A 23525-nucleotide genomic window follows, 5' to 3' on the forward strand; every position below is an offset into this window, starting at 1 on the left:
CGGGGTGAGCTTTGCTCACCCCGCCGAAACTTTTTTATAGGTCGCATTATAAGATTTCCTTTCGTTAGAATAGCAACGGAAGTCCTGATCTCTATACTATCATTAAAAATTAGTGAAATTGATGTTTAATAAAAAATTATCTTTGCCCAATGAATCAAAACACAAGCAAAACCGTTCTCATTCTGGGGGCAAATTCAGATGTTGCCAAACAATGTATCAGGCAATATGCTGAAAAAGGATTTTTTGTAATAGCAGCTTCCAGAAATACAAAATCGTTAAAAGAATTTGTAACAGAAAACAGGCTGGATTCAAAAGTTTCGGTTTTGTATTTTGATTCTGTGGATTTTAATTCTCATGAGACGTTTTATGGCAAGCTTCCTGTTCAACCTCATATTGTTGTTTACGCAGCAGGATTTTTAGTCGATAATGAAAAAGCCCTGAAAGATTTTAAAGGAGCACAGCAAATGATGCTGGTCAATTACATGGGAGCTGTTTCCATTCTGAATATTATTGCGACGGACAGAAGCAATAAAAATCTGGAAAGGATTGTCGGATTATCGTCACTTTCAGGGGTGAGGGGAAGAAAAAGTAATTTTGTTTATGGGAGCACAAAAGCGGCTTTTACGACTTACCTGGCTGGTTTAAGGCAGGAACTGGCTTCAAGAAATATTAAAGTCAATGCTTTGGTAATCGGCTATATCCGGACAAAAATCAATGAAGGGCTACAACTGAATGAATCTTTAATCATGGAGCCGGATTACGTGGCAAAATGCATTGTGAATGCCGGAAATTCTTTTACCATTGTTCCGAATTTTAAATGGAAATTGATTTATTTGATTTTGAAAATATTGCCGGAGAGTTTGGTGGCAAAACTTCCATAATTCCTCAGTTGTTTTTAACAATAACATTTGGAAATCCTAAATTTTTCATTAAATCATTATAATTAGTAAGCAGACTACCATTATTTCCATATTGCGAAAGTTTAAGCTGGCCTTTGCTGTCTTCAATTGAAAAAGTATTTCCACTATTACCAAATTCATTGCGGATAAATTTATATTTCATTAAATTGTTAATATATTTCATTAAACTTGATTTATCATCATGTGATAAAAATTTATTTTTAATGGAATTTTCAACTTGTGTAATTGAACCTGATTTATCTCTAACTCCACAATCGATTTTATATGTTGTATAAGTTAGCTTCATTTTGTTTTCGAAAGAATATATTTTAATTAATTCATTATGGCCGCCCCATTCGCCACAATCAGCAAATCTGGATTTTATAAATAAGGTATCCTGATAACCTAAAATATTATCAAAAGAGTAATCTACATTTGAATTTTTCTTGGTACTTTCATTATTAGAACAATTAATGCAAATAATTGAAGAAAAAATAAAAAAGATATTTTTCATTGAGTTTTAGCTTTATCTGAAAATATCAAAAATTACTCCATACTTTGCAACAGCTCCAATGCCTTCATCATATCAATACCTTTTCCTATGACAGGTTTAAACAAATCTCCTTTTTCTTTTATTCTTTCCAAAGCATTTTCAATTGTAAAATCAGTGGGTTTTAAACCGGGTTTTAATTCATCCCATTCCAAAGGCATGGAAACGGAAGCTCCTTCTTTAGGTCTTAAGCTGTAAGCACTCGCTAAAGTTTGTCCGGTTCTGTTCTGAAGGTAATCAAGATAAATTTTCTTATCATTTCTTTTCTGTAAACTTCTTTCCAGGGTGGTGATTTCCGGAAGCTGCTCATTCACCTGTTTCATCAGGATATGCGCGAAATCTTTTACCTGGTCAAAATTATACTTTGCTCCCATAGGAATATAGATGTGAATTCCCGTACTGCCGGAAGTTTTGCAATACCCTTTGATCTTAACCGAATCTAAAACCATTCTTACCTGAAGAGCAGTTTCAATCACATCATCAAAAGTATTTTTCTTTGAAGGATCGAGATCCAGAACCAGATAATCTGGGTGTTCCAGATCGGGAAGGGCACTGTTCCAGGGGTTGAGATCGATGCAGCCTAAATTATTGAGATAAGCAAGTGTAGCCTTGTCATTACAGTAAATATAATCAATGTATTTATCATTGGATTCGGAATAGACTTCTGTGGTCCTTACCCAGTCAGGAATATTGTCACTTGCATCTTTCTGATAAAAACCTTGTTCTTCAATTCCGTTGGGAAAACGGTTTAACGATAACGGACGGTTTTTTAAATAAGGTAAAATATATTCGGCAACAGACTGATAATATTCGACCACATCACCTTTGGTAACGCCGTCTTTCGGAAAATAAATTTTATCCTGGTTAGTGAGCTTTACAACATGTCTGTTTAATGTAATTTCTTTCTCTTTCTGAGAAGAAACTTCAGTATTTTTTGATGAAGTTTTAGCTTTCATTTCTTTTGGTTTTTTGTTGGTTGGGATTACATTATGGGTTGAATCTGTAATTTCCTTAGGTTCTTTATCTTCACGGATTGCTGCAAAAACAGGATGCCGGAAAATACCGTCTTTTGTGACTTCTGAATATTTTATTTCACAAACCAGCTCAGGTTTTACCCATGTTACAGGCATATTGGTTTTGGGAATCTGTTCAAACGGAGACTTTTTGATAACTATTTTTTCAAGCTGTTCATGCAGCTGATGTAAAGATTCACTGTTAAAACCTGTTCCTGCATGCCCGGAATAAGTAAGTTTTCCATCAATATACTTTCCTAAAATCAACGACCCGAAACCTTTTCTTGAGCCACGGGGTTCAGTAAATCCGCAAATAATAGTCTCTTCAGTGTTGGTGAATTTTATTTTGAGCCAGTCACTGCTTCTGTGATTTTCGAGATAAATGCTGTCTGACTTTTTTGCGATCATTCCTTCCAGTTTCATTTTTTTCATCTGATTGAAAAAATCAATACCACGTTCAGGAATATGGTCACAGTATTTGATCATCTCAGTTTCAGTTAGTACATCTTTTAATAATTCTTTTCGTTGAAGCAGCGGAAGATTTTCTGTGGAATGCCCATTGAGCCAAAGCAGATCAAAAACCTGATAAACCATAGCTAAATTGGGATTATCACCGATTTGCTGTAACAATTGGAAACTAGGCCTGCCCTGATCATCGTAAGCCACGATTTCACCGTCCAGAACCATCTCATGTTTTTGCTGATCAAAATCACGGGCTATTTTTTCAAATTTAGAGAGGAAGGAAATTCCATTACGGGAGTAGAAAAGAGGGCTTTTACTTCTAAGATCTGTGATTGCCCTGTAGCCATCCCATTTTATTTCAAAAACCCAGTCTTTATCATCGAATGCCTTTGCAAAAGATTTGGTAAGCATCGGCTTAATGAAATCTTTGAGTTTTCTCTCGTTAGTCAGGGAATTGAAACTTCTGAATCTCTTTTCTGAAGCAGAAGTTATGACTTCTTTTTGTCGTTTTTCAGGCTTTTTTTTTCCTCTAAAAATTTCGTTACCAAAGATTTTGGAGATGTATTTTTTTCTGCGTCGTAAGGGCTTTCTGCAAACTCGTCTTTATGTTTGATCAGCAGCCAGGCGTTGTCTTCAGTGTTTTTCATTTTTACAAGGGCAAATTCTCCCTTAAGCTTTTTACCGTGTAAAATAAATTTTAAAGAACCTGCATGTAGTTCTTTCAACAACTCTTTCTCATCAGAAAGTTTACTGGTTTCATCCAGGGGTTCATAAGTTCCGCTGTCCCAGACTTCAACCTGTCCGGCTCCGTAGTTTCCTTCCGGAATATTTCCTTCAAAATCTTTATAGTCATAGGGGTGATCTTCCACCATCATGGCCAGACGTTTGTCTTTCGGGTCCAGTGACGGGCCTTTTGGAACCGCCCAGCTTTTTAAAACACCTTCCATTTCTAAACGGAAGTCATAATGAAGCCGGGTTGCTGCGTGTCTTTGGATCACAAAAATCAGTTTGTTTGTACTCTTTTTTGCCTTGCCCTTAGGTTCGCTGGTTTCATCGAATTTCCGTTTTTTGTTATAATCTTTGAGAGCCATTATGATGCGGTTTTAGATTTGGGATTCTGTAAGCTGGCTTTTAACTGAGCCATAAGGTCAATTACTTTACCTTCCTTAACAGGTGCGGTTGCTTTAGCTTTTACATTTTTACCCTTAGCTTTTTGTGTGATAATTTTCATTAAAGACTCAGAATAAGTGTCTTTATAAACTGTAGGGTCAAAATCTTCAGATAATTGTTTGATAAGGCTTACTGCCATTTTGAGCTCGGCTGGTTTCGGTGCTTTTTTAGCCGGGATTTTCAGGTCTTTATAATCTCTGATCTCCTGATCGAACCTTAACCGGTTTAAGATTAAGATTTCATCATTGTAAGGGCGGATCATCCCAATAGCTTCACTTTCACGAAGGACAAAAGTTCCTACACCTGCCATTTTAATTTCCTGAAGGGCTTTTATCAGAAGTCTGTAAGCATTTTCACCATTTTTCTGAGATTCCAGAAAATAGGGAGTTTCAAAATAAACACTGTCTACCTCCACTTCTTTTACAAAATGTTCTATAGCAAGTATTTTGGTTTTCTCGGGACTTGCCGCTTCATAGTCCTCATCTTCAAGAACGATGTATTTATCATTCATCAGATAGGCCTTAACGATGTTTTCCCATTTTACTTCTTTTCCAGTTTTTTCGTTGACTCTTTTGAATTTAATATTAGAAAAATCAGATTTGTCAAGCATGTCCAAATCCAATTTGCTGGTTTCTGTCGCAGAATAAATCTTAACAGGAATATTGACTAAACCAAAGCCAATGGCGCCATTCCAAATTGCTTTCATTGTCTTACGTTTGGGTAAAAGTGTGCAATGAATGTGCCATTAAAAAAGGATATTAAATTATGTTTATTGCTGGCTTTAATGTAATATAAGCTCTTTCTCGTTGACAGAATGTTTTTTTTTGAAATGAAGATGAAATAAAGCAACAGAGCCATCATTAATCCTGCTGTCGGGCAGCATTTTAAAAAATTTCGCCGTTGAATGCTAATAAAGATAATAAAAAAGCGGAGAAATTTCCCCGCTTTAAATTTATGCTTTTAAATTCAATTTTAATTCCAGTTCATCGAGCTGTTCATCGGCGATGGAGGCCGGTGCATCGATCATCACGTCACGCCCTGAATTATTTTTAGGGAAAGCAATGTAATCTCTGATCACTTCGTTTCCGTCAAGAATCGCTACCAGACGGTCAAAGCCGAAAGCTAAACCACCGTGTGGAGGTGCTCCGTATTTGAAGGCATTCATCAAGAATCCAAACTGTGATTCTGCTCCTTCTTTACTGAATCCTAATAAATCAAACATTTTAGATTGAAGATCCTTATCGAAAATTCTGATAGAACCGCCACCGATTTCGTTTCCGTTCAGCACCATATCATAAGCATTCGCCCTTGCTTTCCCGGGATCAGTTTCCAGTAAATGAATATCTTCAGGCTTTGGAGAAGTGAAAGGGTGGTGCATGGCATGGAATCTTTGAGTATCTTCATCCCACTCCAAAAGCGGGAAATCTACTACCCAAAGTGGAGCAAACTGATTTCCTTTTCTCAATCCCAAACGGTTTCCAAGCTCCATTCTCAAAGCGGAGAGCTGGGCTCTTACCTTGTTTTCGTTTCCTGAAAGAATCAACATCAAATCTCCTTCTTTGGCACCGAATTTTTCAATGATTTTAGCAAGATCTTCTTCATTATAAAATTTATTTACAGAAGAAGTTTTCACTCCGTCATTCTGGAATTTTGCCCAAACCATTCCTGAAGCGCCGATCTGTGGACGTTTAACCCAGTCCACCAATTCATCGATCTGCTTTCTTGTATATTCTGCACATCCTTCTACATTAATTCCCACGACTAATTCTGCATCATCGAATATTTTGAAGTCTTTTCCTTTGACAAGCTCATTCAATTCCACGAACTCCATTCCGAAACGGATATCCGGCTTATCGTTTCCGTATTTTCTCATGGCATCGGCGAAGGTCATTCTCGGGAAATCTCCGAATTCCTGACCGGTAATATCTTTTAAAAGAGTTTTGGTCATTCCTTCGAAAACATTCATTACATCTTCCTGCTCTACAAAAGCCATTTCACAGTCGATCTGAGTAAATTCCGGCTGTCTGTCGGCTCTTAAATCCTCATCACGGAAACATTTTACAATCTGGAAGTATTTATCCATTCCGCCCACCATCAAAAGCTGTTTGAAGGTTTGTGGAGATTGTGGTAATGCATAAAACTGTCCCGGGTTCATTCTGCTTGGAACGACAAAGTCTCTTGCCCCTTCCGGAGTAGATTTGATTAAAACCGGAGTTTCCACTTCAATAAATCCTTCTTCGGAAAGATAATTTCTCACTTTCTGCGCCATTTTGTGGCGGAAGATCAGTTTATCTTTTACCGGGTTTCTCCTGATATCCAGGTAACGGTATTTCATTCTTAATTCTTCACCACCGTCAGTTTCATCTTCAATCGTGAAAGGCGGGAGCTGGGAATCATTAAGAATTGTAAGTGTTTCAACCAATATTTCAATTTCCCCGGTAGGAATGTTAGGGTTTTTGCTCACCCTTTCGATTACCTTTCCGGAAACCTGGATCACAAATTCACGGCCAAGTTTTTTAGCTTCTTCCATCAATTGAGTGGAAGAGCGGTCCTGATCCAGAACCAGCTGGGTAATTCCGTAACGGTCCCGAAGATCTATCCAAATCATAAATCCTTTATCACGGATGGTCTGTACCCATCCTGAAAGTGTAACTTCTTCATTAAGATTCTTTAGAGATAATTCTCCGTTGGTGTGCGTTCGAAACATAGTTTGTTGTTTAAAGTTCAATGTTTTAAGGTTCACGATTCAATCTTTGGAGTATTGAAGTTTTTAAACCTTGAATTACAGGTGCAAAGATAAGGTTTTTGCATGTTTTAAAAACAAAAAAAACTTCCGAAAGGAAGTTTTTAAGATGGTATTTTGTATGTTTTATTTTAAAATTGCGGTAAGGGCGGCTTGTTTGTATTTTACAGAAAAGTCCTTTGCCGTTTCTCCGTTTCCGTTTTTTGCATTTTTATCAGCTCCTTTTTTCAATAATGTTTTAGCCATATCAGCATTTCCATACATTCCCGCTATCATTAAAGGGGTCTGATTGTTACATGCTTTATTTACCTCTGCATGATTAGCCAACAGGTAATTGAAAACATTTTTACGGTTATGCTTTACACTGAATGAAAGAAGCGTATAGGATTCTTCCTTTATGCTAAAACATTTGTTGTAATCAGCTTTAGAAAAAGCAGCTTTAAAAACGTCGATATTATCCGTCTGGAAAGCTTTTCTCTGCTCTTTTGACATCTCCTGTCCAAAGAAGAAACTGGTAAACAAAAAGATTCCGAATACTAAAGTAGTAGAGATTATTTTTTTCATAGGAATAATTTTTAAGAATATGCAAATCTAAATTAAATTTTAATACCAATTGCTAATTTTTGATAATAATCACCTTTCTATTGGCCAGATTATTCTGTTATTGATTGTAAAATCATGAAAATATATTGCTTTGAAAAAGAGAAAAAATGTTACTCCAGAATTTTAACAATTTCAGGTTTTTCATATTTTCTGGCGTAATCCAGAGCGGTATAACCTGCAGATGTTTTGATATCTTTTTTTGCACCGCTTAGCAGAAGCTTCTTTGTCAGTTGAGTATTGCCATATTTTGCGGCAAACATCAGTGGTGTTTTTCCGTCACAGGCTTTATTTAAATCTGCTTTTTCATGAATAAGCTTCTGAAATACTTCTTTGCTGTTCATTTTAATTGCCAGACCTAACAAAGTATAAGAATTGTTTTCAATCTGGTAGCATGTATTGATATTTTCTTTATTTACCAGGTCTGCGAAATAAGCTGTATTATCATACTTCAGCATTTGTTTATGCTCGTTGGTCAGTTCCTGGGCATTTACAGATGTAGCTGAGAACACTCCGAATGTTAAAACGATTGTCTTTAATGTTTGGTGTAATTGCATATTGTATTTTTTAAGGTTTAAATTCTAGTATATCGCCTGGCTGACAATCTAATGCCGTGCAGATTGCTTCTAAAGTTGAGATTTTTATGGCTTTGGCTTTTCCGTTTTTTAAAATTGAAAGATTAGCCTGCGTTATCCCGATTTTTTCGGCTAATTCCTGGGATTGCATTTTTCTTTTGGCAAGCATCACATCAATGTTGATAATTATCGGCATAATTATATTGTTAAGTCGTTTTCCAGCTGTAATTCATATCCCTTTTTAAAGAATTCTATTATAAAAAGAATGATGACTCCTATTGTAAGATGAAGTAAAATAAACATAGGATCTATATTGTACACAGATTTATCCATAAAAAACAGAATAGTAGAATAGATAGGAATAAAAGCTATGTTGAATAAGGCAAACTGTCTCAGATGTCGGATTACTTTAGTGTTAAAAAGGATTTCTGAGCTCATTCCTTTGAAAATCCTGAATAAATAAAAAGTAAATATGCTGTAAAATCCAATGAAAAATATGATTGAGATAAAGGTGTAAAGAGTATAATCACCTTTGATCACAGCATCGGAAAGTGGCATGTTGAATTGGAAATTTAACGGATCAGAAGCTGTCTTATCAACTCCATTATTGAAATTTCCGGTTTTAAAAGTGTTTGAAAAATATTGTGTTTTCTGATAAAGATTATAATAAGCCACAATAAATCCAAAAATTAAATAAACTAAATATAAGACCTGGATAACAGAACCAACCAATAACAATTTGTTTAAGATCGTTGATAAGGATTTTTCCCCAATTAATTTCATGTGATGTTTTTTATTGTTGTAAATGTATAAAAATTTATCGTATTACAGTAAATTTTTATTGTTATTTTGAAATAATGACTCATGTAATGCTTTTTAATTGTTATGAAGATTGCATTTATAACAACATGAAAAACTTTTCATATGCCAACTTTTAATTGCTTTTGAATGAATATTTTTGTGAAGTAAACCATAAAATCATGACAAAATATATTGACTTTTTGAAAAAAGCATTCAGTGGTGAGGAGACTGATTTTACGAAAGTGAACATCAGAAGTGCTGTTCTTCTTTTGGCCATACCGATGATGCTTGAAATGGCCATGGAATCAGTTTTTGCCCTGGTAGATTTATATTTTGTAGGTCACCTTAAAGAAAGCGGATTTGCCATACAAACGGTAGGGCTCACGGAATCTGTGCTTTCCATTATGTATTCCATTGCGATAGGAATGAGTATGGCTGCAACAGCGATGGTAGCGAGAAGAATCGGTGAAAAAAATCCGGAGCAGGCTTCCAGGAGTGCAGCACAGGTTTTACTGGTGTCTTTTGCAGTTACTTTCCTGTTGAGCCTGCTGGGCATAATCTATGCTGAGGAAATTCTGATTCTGATGGGATCTAGGCCTGAAGCTACAGCCTATGGTAAAAATTTTACAAGGATTATGATGGCAAGCAGTGTTATTATTATGCTTTTGTTTTTGATTAACGGTATTTTCAGGGGAGCAGGAAATGCAGCCATTGCCATGAAGAGCCTTTGGATAGCCAATATTGCCAATATTATACTTTGTCCGGTTCTTATCAATGGTTTTGGGCCTGTTCCCGCGATGGGATTAACCGGAGCAGCTTTGGCTACTACAATCGGAAGAAGCATAGGGGTTGCCTATCAATTGTACCATCTTCTGATTGCCGATACCCAAATCAGGATCAAGCTCAATTATTTTAAACCTGATATTAAGCTGATAAAATCTGTGGTGAAAATTGCTACTCCCGGTATTTTTCAGTTTGTGATTGCTTCATGCAGCTGGATATTTCTTGCTCAATTGGTAGCGACAACAGGTGGTGAGAATGCTTCAGCAGGTTATCAGACTGCACTGCGTTTAATGATGTTTTTCATGCTTCCCGCCTGGGGATTGAGCAATGCCGCTTCCACATTGGTTGGGCAGAATATGGGTGCTAATGAAATGCTCAGGGCTGAACAGTCTGTGATGAAAACGGTAAAGTATAATGTTATCTTTATGTTTGCCGTAAGCCTTATTTTCTTCTTTTTAGGAGATCTGCTGGTTGGTTTTTTTACACAGGACAATGAAATTAAAAACTTTGCTAAAAATGCGCTTCATATTATGAGTGTAGGCTTTATATTTTACGGAATCGGAATGGTAATGATCAATGCATTCAACGGGGCGGGTGATACCTGGACACCAACCTGGATCAACTTTTTCGGTTTCTGGCTGTTCCAGATTCCACTGGCTTATTTTCTTTCAAAATACCTGGAAATGGGTCCGAAAGGAGTATTTATCTCTATTCCTACCGCAGAAATACTGATCACTGTTTTTGCATTTATCTTTTTTAAGAGAGGAAAATGGAAGACCATTAAAGTTTAGATTTATAAAACTTTAACAGCCAAAATCTTGGATTTTTAGTGTCAATTTTTTAAATTCGTAAGAATCAACAAAATAATTAGTTTATGGGAAAAGGAGACAAAAAATCAAGAAGAGGTAAAATTAATAACGGAAGCTATGGCAAAAGAAGGCCGAGAAAAGCTTCAAAATTAGTGGTAGCCTCAGAAAAGAAATCTAAGTAATAACAAATAAAAAGACCGAAGAATGATCTCCGGCCTTTTTTATATACAAATTAAATTATTTTCCGCCTAAAATATTCCCGAGAATATTTCCCAGTCCGCCGCCACCTTGCTGCTGTTGTCCGCCGCCAAGTACGCTTCCAAGGATATCATTAAGAGGGTTTCCGGAAGACTGAGACTGCCCACCACCCAATACACTTCCTAAAATATCATTTAAAGGACTGGATTGCTGAGCCTGGGCCTGGTTGGATGCATTTCCGAGAATTCCGCCCAATAAATCTCCTAAACCGCCCGCTCCAACATTGTTTTGTTGTTTTTCCTTGCCAATATATCCCATAATAACCGGTGCCAACATAGCCAATATAGGTCCGATTTTGTCAATCGAGATTCCTGTGTTCTGAGAAAGCTGGTTCTCTACCGCTTGTTTTTCACCACCAAAAATATGACTAAGAATTGAACCGCCCTCTGCCTGTCTTGCTTCCAGTTGAGATGAGTCATCCAGGATACTTCCATCGTGATCTTTATCTAAAGCATTATTCAGGGCTTCAGCTTCATTGCTGTCCTGGGATTTTTTTCTCAGATACGAAATAATTAACGGTGCAGCAACAGCCAATAAGGCAATGATCTGGTTTCTGCTGATTCCGAATTTGTTTTCAGCCTGATCAGCAACCTGATTGCTGGTGTTCCCTGTAAGTAGGTCGATTAAACTCATAGTTTGTGTTTATTTAATTGTTAAGTAAACCAAAGTTATCAAAAAATATTCCCCAATAACTTTTTTTATCTAAAATTACTGTTAAAGTTTTTGATTTTCTATAAGTGGTTGATTTTTAGGTCTAATTTTTTAGAATAGGAACATTGGAACAAGCCTCTCCGAACATGAGTGACTTTACAATCGGTTTCAGCTGCTCTACAAGTTCGATATATGCATTTTCCGGGATTTCTTTATCTGAACAGCCTTTTACCAGAACCCTTTTTCCCCGCATTTCTTCGAAATCATAAGTCTGAATGGCATTATGCATTAAGATCACTTCCAGATCTTCCCGGCTTCCAAAAACTATTTTTTTTGCAGCATCCGTAAGTTTAGCGGTTAATACAAAATAAGCCCAAAGCGGAACAATGGCATCCGCCGAATTGTAAATATAAATATAAGCATCCTGATACTCCTCCGTATTAATTGCCGCTACTTTTTCACGGAAATCTTTTTCTTTCAAAATCATTTCCTGAAAAAGAAAATCTTTAAGGTCAATTCCCTTTCTTACTCCTTTTGGAAGAAGCTGGGCAAGATCAAAATTGACTAATCCGCTTTCAGCGATTTTATTTCGGATTTCAAATTCTTCTGACATTTTTTATCATTATCTTTGAACAAATTTACAAATTAAGATTCAACAAAGCCTTAATTTGTTCTCTATCCTTATCATAGAAATGAAGTATTATATTATTGCCGGAGAAGCATCAGGAGATTTACACGGAAGCAATCTGATGAAAGCTTTAAAAAAGAAAGATCCCAACGCAGAATTCAGATTTTGGGGTGGTGACCTGATGAAAGAACAAGGGGGTACACTGGTGAAACATTACCGTGACCTGGCTTTCATGGGGTTTCTTGAAGTGGCGATGAACCTGAGAACCATCCTGAATAATATAAAGTTCTGTAAAGAGGATATTAAAAATCATCAGCCTGATATCCTGATCCTTGTCGATTATCCCGGTTTTAATCTAAGGATTGCAAAATTTGCAAAAGAACTGGGAATTAAGGTCGTGTACTATATTTCTCCGCAGCTTTGGGCATGGAAAGAAGGAAGAGTGGAGGTCATCAAAAAGTATGTGGACGAAATGATGGTTATTCTTCCGTTTGAAGAAGATTTCTACAAAAAGCATGGTGTTCATTCCCATTTTGTGGGACATCCTTTACTGGACGCTATTTCAAGCCTGAAAGAAATAAACATTGAAGATTTTAAAAAAGAACACGGTTTAAATGAAAAAGAAATCATCGCTCTTTTGCCGGGATCAAGAAAACAGGAGGTAGAAAAAATGCTTGAAATTATGCTTTCGATAAGGTCTTATTTTAAAGATTATCAGTTTGTTATTGCCGGTGCGCCGAGTCTTTCAAAAGAATTTTATCAGAAATATGTGGATGATAATGTTCATTTTGTTTCCAATAAAACGTATGATCTGCTGAGGTGCTCAAAAGCAGCTTTAGTCACGTCCGGAACGGCTACTCTGGAAACTGCTTTACTGAATGTTCCCGAGGTTGTATGCTACCGGGGAAGTAAGATTTCCTATGCGATTGCTAAAAGACTGATAAAAAATATCAATTATATTTCTCTTGTTAATCTGATTATGGATAGGGAAGTGGTAAAAGAACTGATTCAAAATGATTTGAATACTAAGAATCTGGTGAAAGAATTTACCCTGATTTTAGAGGGAGAAAAAAGACAAAAAGTTCTTAAAGATTACGAGCTTTTAAGACAAAAACTCGGTGGAAAAGGAGCAAGTGATAATGCTGCTGAAGTTATTTTAAAAGTTTAATGTAAATTCAATTTTTATAGTATAAAATCAGGCTCTCTGTTAATTATTCTCAAGAGTAAAAAATCTTTATTCCAGCCAATTTAATGCTACCTGCTTGCCAAACATTTTATTATTTTAAAAAACTAAATAATGAGGTTTGAGCAGACAACCGCTTCTTATTCTTGTAATATGTTTTATTCTTGGAATTTTCTTCCAGGATCAGTTCAGTCTGAATGATAGTTCGATATATGCTATCATCGGTTGCTGTTTACTTATTTTGATTTTAAATTTTTTCCAATCTTATTTTTTACATCGGCTGAGACCTGTTTGTTCGGGTTTGTTGTTTTTCGGGTTGGGTATTATTCTTCATTTTTTTAATTCTTTTTCTAATGAGAATTTTCCTGCTTCATCCAAAGAAACAATTCTTTTTAAGATTTCCAGGAAATTAAATTCCAATGAGAAGAATAAAAAATATGAGATTGTTTTTCAGGTCGGGAAAGAAAATAGCAATGCAATTTTATATATTCCGGTAAAACATAAAGAGCTGGATTTTAATCATTATTATAAAACCCTGGCTTATATAACCCTGCCAAAATCTCCGCAGCATGATTTTCAGTTTGATTATGCAGGGTATTTGAAAAGAAAAAATATTCATTATCAATGTTATGCAAATGATAGCGTTTTTTCTGCTGTAAGGAATGATTTAAGTTTAAATGAAAAGATTTTGCAGAAAAGACTGGACGTTTTGCAAAGTATTGATAGGGCTGAAATGTCTGTACAAACCAAAGAATTCTTAAAGGGAATCATTCTGGCGGACAGAACGGAGACTGATGCTCAAACGGTAAAGGACTTTAATGTATCGGGACTGGTGCATTTTCTGGCTATTTCAGGAACCCATATTGTTGTCATCTTTGGATTGTTTTATTTTTTACTGACGCGTTTTCTTCCTTTACGCTACAGAAAATATGCAATTATTTCAAGTCTTGGTTTCATATGGCTGTTTGCCATATTTATCGGGTTTGGAAACTCTGTTTTACGGTCGTGTATTATGCTGACCGTGTATTTTATATATGTATTGCTTCAGAGGAAACCGGATGTACTGCATTCACTTGCACTGTCAGGGTTTATTATTTTGATTTTTGATACACAGCAGGTTTTTGAGGTAGGCTTTCAGCTAAGTTTTGTTGCTGTTTTAGGAATCTTCTGGCTCAATCAGCCTATTTTGAGATATTTTCCGAAACAGGATCATTATTTAAAGAAACTGATCTTTAATACCGCATCCATTTCCGTTTCAGCACAATTGGCAACATTACCGCTGGTGCTGTACTATTTTCACCAGTTTTCATTTGTTTCAATCATCGCTAATCTTGTAATTGTTCCTTTCTCAGAAATTATTATTGTGTTTTCATTTTTAATGACGGCTCTGATTGCTTTTGATCTTGATTTCCGTTTTTTAAGTATGATTTATGATTTTATTATCCGGATCTTACTGAAGTGCATCCATTGGTTTGCTGGTTTTGACAGGGTATTTTTTGAAAATATTGCAATGAATATGGTTGAAGTAGGCTGTTTGTTTGTGGTTCTGTATCTGTTAAGATTCGCAGTTTTAAAGTTCGATACTAAAAATTCTATAAGGTTAATATTAGGACTTCTTGTGTTTTCTATACTGCGGACCGGCTTTGATTTTATTGAAACCAGAGAAATGGAATTCCTGGTTCATAATTTTAATAGGCATAAGATATTTTCAGTGAAAAAAGGAGTTAATGCCTGCTTCTGGATTGAACATAGTTCGGATAAGGAGAAGATTATCAGGTATATTGTTAATCCGTATCACTCTTCAAGAAGATTGCACCACACAGAAATAAAAATTTTTCCGGCTTCTGCGCAGAAAGTTGTTTATAATGGTAAAATTTACAATATAAAATAATTGTTAATTTTTTTGTTTTTCCTTTAATTATACCGCTTTATAAGCTTATTTAGAAAGGTTACAAACTATCTAATTGTGAGATTTCTCACTTTTTAATATTGTTAACATTTCTTAATTTTGTAGAAATTCAAATTTAAACTTAATATGGCAGGTTTAACAAGTTCTACGATAGGTAGAAAATATGCTATGGCACTTTCGGCGATGTTTTTGCTGAGTTTCTTGGTGATCCATGTGTCGTCCAACATGACCTCGGTTTTTAGTGAAGACGTTTACAATGTGGTCGCTCATTTTATGGGATATAATCCATTAGTGCAGTATGTTCTGCAACCTGTTCTCGCAATAGGTGTTGTTTTCCATTTTGTAATGGGCTTTATTCTTGAAATTAAGAATAACAAAGCACGTCCTGTAAAGTATGCCAGCAATAACGGTGCTGCAAATTCTTCTTGGGTATCAAGAAATATGATTATTTCCGGGGCTGTGATTCTTGCATTTTTTGCACTTCACTTTTATGATTTCTGGTTCCCTGAATTGGACTATAAATTTATAGCGCATAATCCTATAGATGAAACAAGATACTGGGGAGAACTTCACCATAAATTTCATGATATCTGGAGAGTGGTACTTTATGTAATCGCATTCGTACTTTTAGGTTTGCATTTAGCTCACGGATTTCAGTCTTCGTTCCAGTCAATCGGGGCAAGGCATCCAAAATATACTCCTGTAATCAAAGCGTTGGGAACCTGGTTTTCTATTCTTGTTCCGCTTGGATTTATCATTATCGCAATTTTTCACTTTGTAACTCAATAATATCAATATACTAATATGAGTAAATTAGATTCAAAAATTCCAGCAGGTCCTCTTAAGGATAAATGGAAAAATCATAAAGACCATATGAACCTTGTTGCACCAAACAACAGAGATAAGATTGATATTATTGTTGTAGGTACAGGTTTGGCAGGAGGTTCTGCAGCTGCTACCTTAGCTGAGCAGGGATATAATGTAAAAGCATTCTGTTATCAGGATTCTCCCAGAAGAGCACACTCAATTGCGGCTCAGGGAGGTATTAATGCTGCTAAAAATTATCAGGGTGACGGTGACTCCACTTATAGATTATTCTATGATACTATTAAAGGAGGCGACTATAGAGCAAGAGAAGCAAACGTTTACAGACTGGCTGAGGTTTCTGCCAATATTATCGACCAGTGTGTTTCACAGGGTGTTCCTTTCGGAAGAGATTACGGCGGTCAGCTGGATAACCGTTCATTCGGTGGGGTTCAGGTAAAAAGAACATTCTATGCAAAAGGACAAACCGGTCAGCAGTTATTATTGGGAGCGTATTCTGCAATGAGCCGCCAGATCGGTAAAGGAAGAATCAAGATGTACAACCGTCATGAAATGATGGACCTTGTCATCGTTGACGGAAAAGCCAGAGGTATTATCGCAAGAAATCTTGTAACAGGAGAAGTTGAAAGACATTCAGCTCATGCTGTGGTCATTGCTTCCGGAGGTTACGGAAACGTATATTTCCTCTCTACCAATGCAATGGGTTCAAACGTTTCTGCTGCATGGAAGATCCATAAAAAAGGGGCATACTTTGCAAACCCATGTTATGTACAGATTCACCCGACTTGTATTCCTGTTCACGGAACACAGCAGTCTAAGCTTACTTTGATGTCTGAATCATTAAGAAACTCAGGAAGAATCTGGGTTCCTAAAAAACATGAAGATTCAGTAGCGATCAGAGAAGGCAAATTAAGACCTGAAAATATTAAAGAAGAAGACAGAGATTATTATCTGGAAAGAAGATACCCTGCATTCGGTAACCTGGTGCCTAGAGACGTTGCGTCGAGAGCTGCCAAGGAAAGATGTGATGCCGGTTTCGGAATCGAAAATAATGATACTAAAGAAGGGGTTTACCTTGATTTCTCTACGGAGATCATGAAAAAAGGTAGAGAAGCCGCTATCGAAAAACATATTCACAACCCGACAGATCAGCAGTTGTATGACTTAGGTAAGAGCTGGGTTGAAGAGAAATACGGTAACTTATTTGTAATGTACGAAAAGATTACTGCTGATGATCCTTACAAAACTCCGATGAAGATTTATCCTGCCGTTCACTATACAATGGGTGGAGTATGGGTAGATTACAATCTTCAGTCTACAATTCCGGGATGTTTCGTAATCGGTGAAGCTAACTTCTCAGATCACGGAGCAAACAGGCTGGGTGCTTCTGCATTGATGCAGGGGCTTGCAGACGGATATTTTGTACTTCCTTATACCATTGCAGATTACCTTTCTGCAGATATCAGAACAGGAGTAATTCCTACTGATTCAGGATCATTTGATGAAGCTGAAAAAGGAATTAAAGATAAAATAGATTTCTTCATCAATAATAAAGGAACTCATTCTGTAGATCACTTCCATAAGAAACTGGGACACATTATGTGGAACAAGGTAGGAATGGGTAGGACTCCTGAAGGATTAAGAGAAGCAATCAGAGAAATTGAAGAAGTAAGAAACGACTTCTGGAAAAATGTGAAAGTTCCGGGAGATAATGATGGAATGAACACTGAGCTTGAAAAAGCATTCAGAGTAGCAGATTTCCTTGAGCTTGGACAATTAATGGCTATCGATGCATTACACAGAAACGAATCTTGTGGAGGCCATTTCCGTGAAGATCATTCGACTCCTGATGGAGAAGCTGAAAGAGATGATGTAAACTTCAAATACGTCGGAGCCTGGGAATATCAGGGCGCGGATATCAACCAAGAAGTGCTGCACAAGGAAGACCTGATCTATGATAACATCGAGGTTAAAACTAGAAGTTACAAATAATCTCCAACCTATAAATATAACATTATGAGTGCTAAAAAAGGCTTACATCTTACGCTGAAAATTTGGAGACAGAAAAACACTAAATCTAAAGGTCAGTTTGAGACCTATAAAATATCGGATGTTTCCACAGATTCTTCATTCCTGGAGATGCTGGACATCCTTAATGAGAATTTAATTAACGAAGGAAAAGAACCAATTGCTTTCGATCATGACTGCCGTGAAGGGATCTGTGGAATGTGTTCACTGTATATCAACGGAAGAGCTCACGGTCCGGACACTGGGATTACGACCTGCCAGCTTCACATGAGAATGTTTAAAGATGGTGAAACGATCGTTATCGAACCTTGGAGAAGTGCTGCCTTCCCTGTTATTAAAGACTTAATGGTAGACAGAAGCGCATTTGACAGAGTGATGGCCGCAGGTGGTTTTATTTCTGTGAATACTTCAGGAAATACTTTGGATGCCAATGCTATTCCGGTTCCTAAAGATGATGCAGACAAAGCAATGGATGCTGCTGCTTGCATCGGATGCGGGGCATGTGTTGCAACATGTAAAAACGGTTCTGCCATGTTATTCGTAGGAGCCAAAGTTTCTCAGTTCGCATTACTTCCCCAGGGTCGGGTAGAAGCGAAAAGGAGAGTCCTGAACATGGTAAAAGCTATGGACGAAGAAGGATTTGGTAACTGCTCCAATACCGGAGCTTGTGAAATAGAATGTCCTAAAGGTATTTCTCTTGAAAATATCGCGAGAATGAATAGAGAATATATGTCTGCTCTTGCTGACAAAGGGTAAAATATATTAAAAACAGATAAAAAAATCGTCTCCTCACCGGATGGCGATTTTTTTAGTTAAATCTTTCATAAAAAGTAGGATTAAATTGTGTTTAGTATGCTGAAAAACTTATTTTTGCTTAATTATAAAATCAAAATGAAAAAATATCTTTTATTGTTTATCATCGCTGTATTTGTGATGTCTTGCTCTAAAAAAGTAGAAGTAAAAGGAAAAATTACAGGAGGTTCTCCATTAGAAAGAATAGAATTGATGGAAGCTTCAGGTGTTGGTACCCTTCCATTAATAAACATGGGAATAAATAAAGACGGAAGTTTCTCCGGGAGCTTTGAAGCTCCTAAAAATGGGATGTACGTTATTTCCTATGGAGGAAAACAAAATTTAATATACCTGAAAGGAGGCCAGACACTTAATATTTCAGGAAACGGAATGGTGTTTCCTTCAGATTATGTGATCACCGGTGATGCTAAAAAGAATAATGATTTCTTCACGGCAGCTCAAAAATATCTTGGAACTTACGCTCAGACTGTAAATATGAATGAGCTGATGATGAAAGATGAAAAAGCTTTTCTTACGGGACTGCAGAAAGTAGAAAAAGATATCAATAAGAATATCGATGAGAATGTAAAGAAATTCAGCCCGGATAATGAAGTGGTGGAATGGAAGAGAAATGATATTGCAAGTACATTGCTTTCAATCATGACTCAATATGAAATGGGACACAAGCAAATGGGTAATCCTTCATTCAGAGTGACTAAAGCTTTTACCGATTACGAAAATAAGCTTCAGACCAACAAAGATGAAATGGTAAAACAGATTCCATTGTACAGAACTTATCTTTTAACGAAGATGAGCCCTGACTTCCAGAAATATGCTGAAACAAACAGTAAAGGAAAAACGGATGTCACAACTTCAGAATTATTCAATCAATATTTAAAAAATAAAAAAGATCTGTCACAGACGGCAAAAGATTATCTTTTAGCTTTCGTTATTGCACAGTCTGATATGCATGTAGGTACTCCTGCGAAAACTTCCGATAAGATCAAGAAAATTATTGATGAAGATATTAAAGATGCAACGATTAAAAGTGATCTTACAAAACTTCAGTTTGCCGTGAACGGTCCTAAAGTGGGTGATGTTGCACCGGATACTTCATTAACGAAACAGGACGGTAAATCATACAAGCTTTCAGAAAACAAAGGAAATCCATATCTTCTGGTATTCTACGCATCATGGAATCCTTACATCGGTGAATCTACAGTACCTGTTTTAAAAGAGGTTGTTAACTTCTACAAATCTAAAATGAATTTTGTATTTGTAAATGTAGATGATACCAAAGACCTGTTTATAAAAACAAGCAACTCCTTATTAAAAGGAATTACAGGAACCAATGTATATGCTGACGGAGGTCTGAATTCTGATGTTGCCAGAAAATATGGGGTTTATGGGTTTAAGCTGCCTTGCTTTATCGTAATTGATAAAGACGGGAAAGTGGCGAGCAGATCATTCGTTAACTTAGGTGAGCAGGAATTAATAACAGTTTTAGATAAACAAACAGGGCTTTCTGCACCAAGAGTAAATCCGGATATTCAGTTACAGCAACAGCCGGGAATGGGAACAGATCCGTCTGCGCAGCCTGCTGCTCCTCAGCAACAGCCAGCGCAACAGCAACCGGCTCCAACAAAATAATAAACTTTAACATAGAGGAAAAACCTTGTCCCAGGATAAGGTTTTTTTTATTGTATTTTTGCAGAATGAAACCGGAAGGTTACAGGCAATTATATAGAAAAAATAGAATTTACGGATGAAAAAGAAGAAAAATATCATTCTTGAAAATATAAAGCTTCTGAATGCAGGAGCTAAAGGAGTAGCAATAGGAAAAACGGAAGATGGAAAAACTGTTCTTGTTTCCGGAGCTATTCCCGGGGATGTAGTGAATGCAAGAGTGAAAAAATCTAAATCCAAATATTTTGAGGCGGAAGCCATAGAAGTTTTGGAAAAATCACCTTTCAGAGTAGAACCGAAATGCATTCATTTCGGAGTTTGTGGCGGATGCAAGTGGCAGAATATGAGCTATGAAAAACAGCTTGATTTTAAGCAGGAAGAAGTTTACAACAATATCAAAAGAATTGGTGGAATTGATCATTTTGAAACTGTTCCGATCTTAGGAGCAGCAGAGCCGTATTTTTACAGGAATAAAATGGAGTTTTCTTTTTCCAACGCGAGATGGCTTACTCAGTATGAAATAAGTTCAGAAGAAAATTTTGGAAGCAAAGATGCTCTTGGGTTCCATATTCCGGGAATGTGGAGTAAAATTTTAGATCTTAAAGAGTGTTTTCTTCAGGAAGATCCTTCCAATGCAATCCGGTTGGCTGTAAAACAGTTTGGAGTGGAAAATGGTTTTGATTTCTTTGATGTCAGAAATCAGGAAGGGTTTTTAAGAACTTTAATGATGAGGCAAAACTCTAAAGGCGAGTGGATGATTTTATTCCAGCTTTACAGAGAAGAAGCGGAGAACAGGGAGAAACTTTTCAAATTTCTTTTGGAAAAATTTCCGCAGATTAAGACATTAGTATATGCCATTAATCCCAAGCAGAATGATTCTATTTATGATCTGAATATCAACATTTATTCGGGAGAAGGATTTTTAATGGAAGAAATGGATGGGCTGAAGTTTAAAATCGGTCCGAAATCGTTCTTCCAGACCAACTACAAACAGGCATTGGAATTGTATAGAAAAACCCTTGAATTTGCCGATTTAAAAGGTGATGAAGTGGTTTATGATTTATATACAGGAACCGGAACCATTGCACAATATGTTGCGAGAAATGCCAAGCATGTTATCGGGATAGAATCAGTTCAGGAAGCGATTGATGCAGCGATTGAACATGCTGAATTAAACGGTCTTACCAATACTACCTTTTATTGTGGTGATATGAAAGATATCTTTAATGATGAATTCATGGAGAATCATCCCAAAGCGGATGTTTTAATTACCGATCCGCCAAGAGACGGGATGCATCAGAAAGTGGTAGAGCAGATCTTAAAACTGTCCCCTGAAAAAGTGGTGTATGTAAGCTGCAATTCTGCAACCCAGGCAAGAGATCTTGCGCTAATGAAAGAGTATTATACTGTTGTTAAAATATTACCGGTAGACATGTTTCCGCAAACCCATCATGTGGAAAACATTGCATTGCTGATAAAAAAATAATTTACCTAAATTTGAGCTTAAATCTTAGTATGAAATATTTTAAACTGATCATATTCGTCCTGTTCCTGGGAATGCTTTGCTCTTGTGGCGGGGATGATGATATCTGTGAAAGTGGAGAAGGTACGCCAAGAATTAAAGTTGCTTTTAAAAATGAAGCGACCGGTAAAGTGGTAACGCTGGATTCCTTATATGTGGCAGTAGATTACGGTTCCGGGAAAGTGGAGCTGGGAAAACAAACGAAAATAGATTCCAGGTTAATTCCTTTAAGAGTAGATGACTCACCTTATACTGATGTGTATTTCAGACTGGAAAATAAAGGGGCAGAATCAAAGGTCAGAATAAATTACAATACGAAGTCAACATATGTATCCCCGGGATGTGGGATCAAAAAAACATACGAGAATTTAACGTCACAATTACAAACACCAGATCCGGTAAAGAATTTGGAGCCGGTACAAAATTATATAGAGAATGAAGACAAAACTAATCTTTACCTTCTTTTTTAGCATCATAGGTTTTCTAAGTTTTGCCCAGGACAAAAAAGAGACTAAAAAAGAAAAATGGAAATATGAGCCTAATTTTATGGTTGGTTTTGACGTTCTTAATACAGGGGTTTCTTTTTTTTCAGACAGAAAATTATATCAGGGTTTTGTCTCTTCCAAAATTAAAGAGAATGTACATGGTATCGCGGAAGCCGGCTTTGAATCAAACGTTTACCAGAAAAATGGGTATGATGTAAAAGCAAACGGCCCGTTTGTAAAACTCGGAGTATTTTATATGTTGGCAAAAGATTCGGAAAATGAGTTCAACGGTTTTTATGGTGGCGGAAAAGCAGCTGGATCTTTCTATACCCAGGAATACATGAAAATACCTGTCCGTGGATTTGGAGGAAGCAGCTCATCAGTAGCCTTTCCGTCTTCTACACAGTCGTCGTACTGGATAGAAGGGACGATCGGTGGGAGAGTTCAGCTATTTGAATCCAATTTCTTTATTGATGTGAATCTTCAGCCAAGGTATATGATTTTTACGACCAAGCAGGATGATATCCAGCCTATGATTGTTCCCGGGTTTGGAAAAAGCTCATCTAAATTCGTTATGGGCTTTGCTTGGAATATCGCATACAAATTTTAGCGGCTAAACTTAGGTTTGGCCTTCTGTATGATATTGTTTTTACCACGTAAAGACTGATACAACGCTTCTAATTCTTTTGGAGGTATTCCTGCATCAAAACCTGCGGATGTATATTCTTTTCCACCAGATGTAATAATAATGGTCGAAGCTAATGCTTTGTCGGAAAATCTGCCTGTAGTGGGAGACTCGTAAGATGATATTTTGTCCAGATCAATTAAAGTAGCTTCTTTAATTATATTTTCCCAGTTTGCAGCTGATAACTCCGCTGTTGTTATATTATCATTTAATGAAGTGGTTACAGAGCCGGGTACAAAAGTTATTTTCCTATTGGTTCCCCTTGTTTGTTCTGTTAATTCTATTTTTTCTATTTTATATATTTTACTGTTTATTGTTGATTTGTCTTTATCGCTTTCTTTTTTTTGTTGAGAAGTACAGCTTATATTAAATAAGCTGAAAAAGGAAAATATTAATAATAATTGCTTTTTCATTTTAATTGTTTTTAAGGGATTTGATTTTTTTTAAGGATTAAAAGTCCTAATAAAG

The 23525-nt window shown here is 36.5% G+C and carries 24 protein-coding genes; 12 read left to right on the plus strand and 12 right to left on the minus strand.

The window, feature by feature from the left end; translation table 11 throughout:
* The first annotated feature begins 149 nt into the window (after positions 1-149).
* The gene (locus PMI13_RS18770; RefSeq protein WP_007846724.1) at positions 150-881 is read left to right on the plus strand and encodes an SDR family NAD(P)-dependent oxidoreductase; all 732 of its coding nucleotides are present in this window, start codon (positions 150-152) and stop codon (positions 879-881) included.
* 4 nt (positions 882-885) lie between these two features.
* Here PMI13_RS18770 and PMI13_RS18775 read toward each other — a convergent pair whose 3' ends face one another.
* From PMI13_RS18775 to PMI13_RS18815, 9 genes are all read right to left on the minus strand, one after another.
* A complete protein-coding gene (locus PMI13_RS18775) occupies positions 886-1413 on the minus strand; it encodes a hypothetical protein (RefSeq protein ID WP_007846725.1) in 528 nt (175 codons plus the stop codon).
* 32 nt (positions 1414-1445) lie between these two features.
* Positions 1446-3335 (minus strand): DNA ligase D, encoded by a 1890-nt coding sequence (gene ligD / locus PMI13_RS18780; protein ID WP_007846726.1) that lies wholly within the window; start codon positions 3333-3335, stop codon positions 1446-1448.
* Positions 3336-3412: 77 nt separating this feature from the next.
* Positions 3413-4015: a DNA polymerase ligase N-terminal domain-containing protein gene (locus PMI13_RS18785; RefSeq protein WP_007846727.1), complete on the minus strand. Its 603-nt coding sequence runs from the start codon at positions 4013-4015 to the stop codon at positions 3413-3415.
* Entirely contained in the window at positions 4015-4800 is a 786-nt protein-coding gene (ku, locus tag PMI13_RS18790; protein WP_007846728.1) for a non-homologous end joining protein Ku, read from the minus strand. Before ku ends, PMI13_RS18785 begins: the two co-directional genes overlap by 1 nt.
* A gap of 246 nt (positions 4801-5046) precedes the next feature.
* Positions 5047-6801, minus strand: coding sequence for an aspartate--tRNA ligase (gene aspS, locus PMI13_RS18795; RefSeq protein WP_007846730.1), 1755 nt, complete (start codon positions 6799-6801; stop codon positions 5047-5049).
* 162 nt (positions 6802-6963) lie between these two features.
* The gene (locus PMI13_RS18800; protein WP_007846732.1) at positions 6964-7401 is read right to left on the minus strand and encodes an ankyrin repeat domain-containing protein; all 438 of its coding nucleotides are present in this window, start codon (positions 7399-7401) and stop codon (positions 6964-6966) included.
* A gap of 149 nt (positions 7402-7550) precedes the next feature.
* A complete protein-coding gene (locus PMI13_RS18805) occupies positions 7551-7994 on the minus strand; it encodes an ankyrin repeat domain-containing protein (RefSeq protein WP_007846733.1) in 444 nt (147 codons plus the stop codon).
* Positions 7995-8004: 10 nt separating this feature from the next.
* On the minus strand, positions 8005-8208 hold the full coding sequence (locus tag PMI13_RS18810) for a helix-turn-helix domain-containing protein (protein ID WP_007846734.1): 204 nt from the start codon (positions 8206-8208) through the stop codon (positions 8005-8007).
* Positions 8209-8210: 2 nt separating this feature from the next.
* Positions 8211-8795 carry a DUF2975 domain-containing protein gene (locus PMI13_RS18815; protein WP_007846737.1) on the minus strand — a complete coding sequence of 195 codons (585 nt, stop codon included), beginning with the start codon at positions 8793-8795 and terminating at the stop codon, positions 8211-8213.
* Between the two features lie 197 nt (positions 8796-8992).
* Here PMI13_RS18815 and PMI13_RS18820 point away from each other — a divergent pair, with 197 nt between their 5' ends.
* Together PMI13_RS18820 and PMI13_RS20990 are read left to right on the plus strand one after the other, a co-directional pair.
* Positions 8993-10387, plus strand: coding sequence for an MATE family efflux transporter (locus PMI13_RS18820; protein ID WP_007846738.1), 1395 nt, complete (start codon positions 8993-8995; stop codon positions 10385-10387).
* Positions 10388-10470: 83 nt separating this feature from the next.
* Positions 10471-10587 (plus strand): 30S ribosomal protein THX, encoded by a 117-nt coding sequence (locus tag PMI13_RS20990; RefSeq protein ID WP_007846739.1) that lies wholly within the window; start codon positions 10471-10473, stop codon positions 10585-10587.
* Positions 10588-10642: 55 nt separating this feature from the next.
* Here PMI13_RS20990 and PMI13_RS18825 read toward each other — a convergent pair whose 3' ends face one another.
* On the minus strand, positions 10643-11296 hold the full coding sequence (locus tag PMI13_RS18825; protein WP_007846740.1) for a DUF937 domain-containing protein: 654 nt from the start codon (positions 11294-11296) through the stop codon (positions 10643-10645).
* A gap of 121 nt (positions 11297-11417) precedes the next feature.
* Complete coding sequence (locus tag PMI13_RS18830; RefSeq protein ID WP_007846741.1) at positions 11418-11927, minus strand: DUF2480 family protein; 510 nt, start codon at positions 11925-11927, stop codon at positions 11418-11420.
* 79 nt (positions 11928-12006) lie between these two features.
* Between PMI13_RS18830 and lpxB the strand changes: the two genes are divergently transcribed.
* The 9 genes from lpxB to PMI13_RS18875 all read left to right on the plus strand — a co-directional run bounded on the left by lpxB (position 12007) and on the right by PMI13_RS18875 (position 22982).
* The gene (gene lpxB / locus PMI13_RS18835; RefSeq protein WP_034669422.1) at positions 12007-13110 is read left to right on the plus strand and encodes a lipid-A-disaccharide synthase; all 1104 of its coding nucleotides are present in this window, start codon (positions 12007-12009) and stop codon (positions 13108-13110) included.
* Between the two features lie 136 nt (positions 13111-13246).
* Complete coding sequence (locus PMI13_RS18840) at positions 13247-15016, plus strand: ComEC/Rec2 family competence protein (protein WP_007846743.1); 1770 nt, start codon at positions 13247-13249, stop codon at positions 15014-15016.
* Between the two features lie 144 nt (positions 15017-15160).
* Positions 15161-15823, plus strand: coding sequence for a succinate dehydrogenase cytochrome b subunit (locus PMI13_RS18845; RefSeq protein WP_007846744.1), 663 nt, complete (start codon positions 15161-15163; stop codon positions 15821-15823).
* Between the two features lie 15 nt (positions 15824-15838).
* Entirely contained in the window at positions 15839-17851 is a 2013-nt protein-coding gene (locus tag PMI13_RS18850) for a fumarate reductase/succinate dehydrogenase flavoprotein subunit (RefSeq protein WP_007846746.1), read from the plus strand.
* A 24-nt stretch (positions 17852-17875) separates the two neighbouring features.
* Positions 17876-18643 carry a succinate dehydrogenase/fumarate reductase iron-sulfur subunit gene (locus PMI13_RS18855; protein WP_007846750.1) on the plus strand — a complete coding sequence of 256 codons (768 nt, stop codon included), beginning with the start codon at positions 17876-17878 and terminating at the stop codon, positions 18641-18643.
* A gap of 135 nt (positions 18644-18778) precedes the next feature.
* Complete coding sequence (locus PMI13_RS18860) at positions 18779-20329, plus strand: TlpA family protein disulfide reductase (protein WP_034669436.1); 1551 nt, start codon at positions 18779-18781, stop codon at positions 20327-20329.
* 115 nt (positions 20330-20444) lie between these two features.
* Positions 20445-21851 carry a 23S rRNA (uracil(1939)-C(5))-methyltransferase RlmD gene (gene rlmD, locus PMI13_RS18865; protein ID WP_007846752.1) on the plus strand — a complete coding sequence of 469 codons (1407 nt, stop codon included), beginning with the start codon at positions 20445-20447 and terminating at the stop codon, positions 21849-21851.
* A 29-nt stretch (positions 21852-21880) separates the two neighbouring features.
* Positions 21881-22357, plus strand: a complete 477-nt coding sequence (locus PMI13_RS18870; protein ID WP_007846753.1) for a DUF6452 family protein — start codon at positions 21881-21883, stop codon at positions 22355-22357.
* Entirely contained in the window at positions 22323-22982 is a 660-nt protein-coding gene (locus tag PMI13_RS18875; RefSeq protein WP_007846754.1) for a DUF6048 family protein, read from the plus strand. Before PMI13_RS18870 ends, PMI13_RS18875 begins: the two co-directional genes overlap by 35 nt.
* Here the strand turns inward: PMI13_RS18875 and PMI13_RS18880 are convergent.
* The gene (locus tag PMI13_RS18880) at positions 22979-23470 is read right to left on the minus strand and encodes a hypothetical protein (RefSeq protein WP_007846755.1); all 492 of its coding nucleotides are present in this window, start codon (positions 23468-23470) and stop codon (positions 22979-22981) included. The genes PMI13_RS18875 and PMI13_RS18880 overlap by 4 nt on opposite strands.
* Positions 23471-23525: the final 55 nt, after the last annotated feature.

This window comes from Chryseobacterium populi (genome assembly GCF_000282115.1).
GTDB classification, from domain to species: domain Bacteria; phylum Bacteroidota; class Bacteroidia; order Flavobacteriales; family Weeksellaceae; genus Chryseobacterium; species Chryseobacterium populi.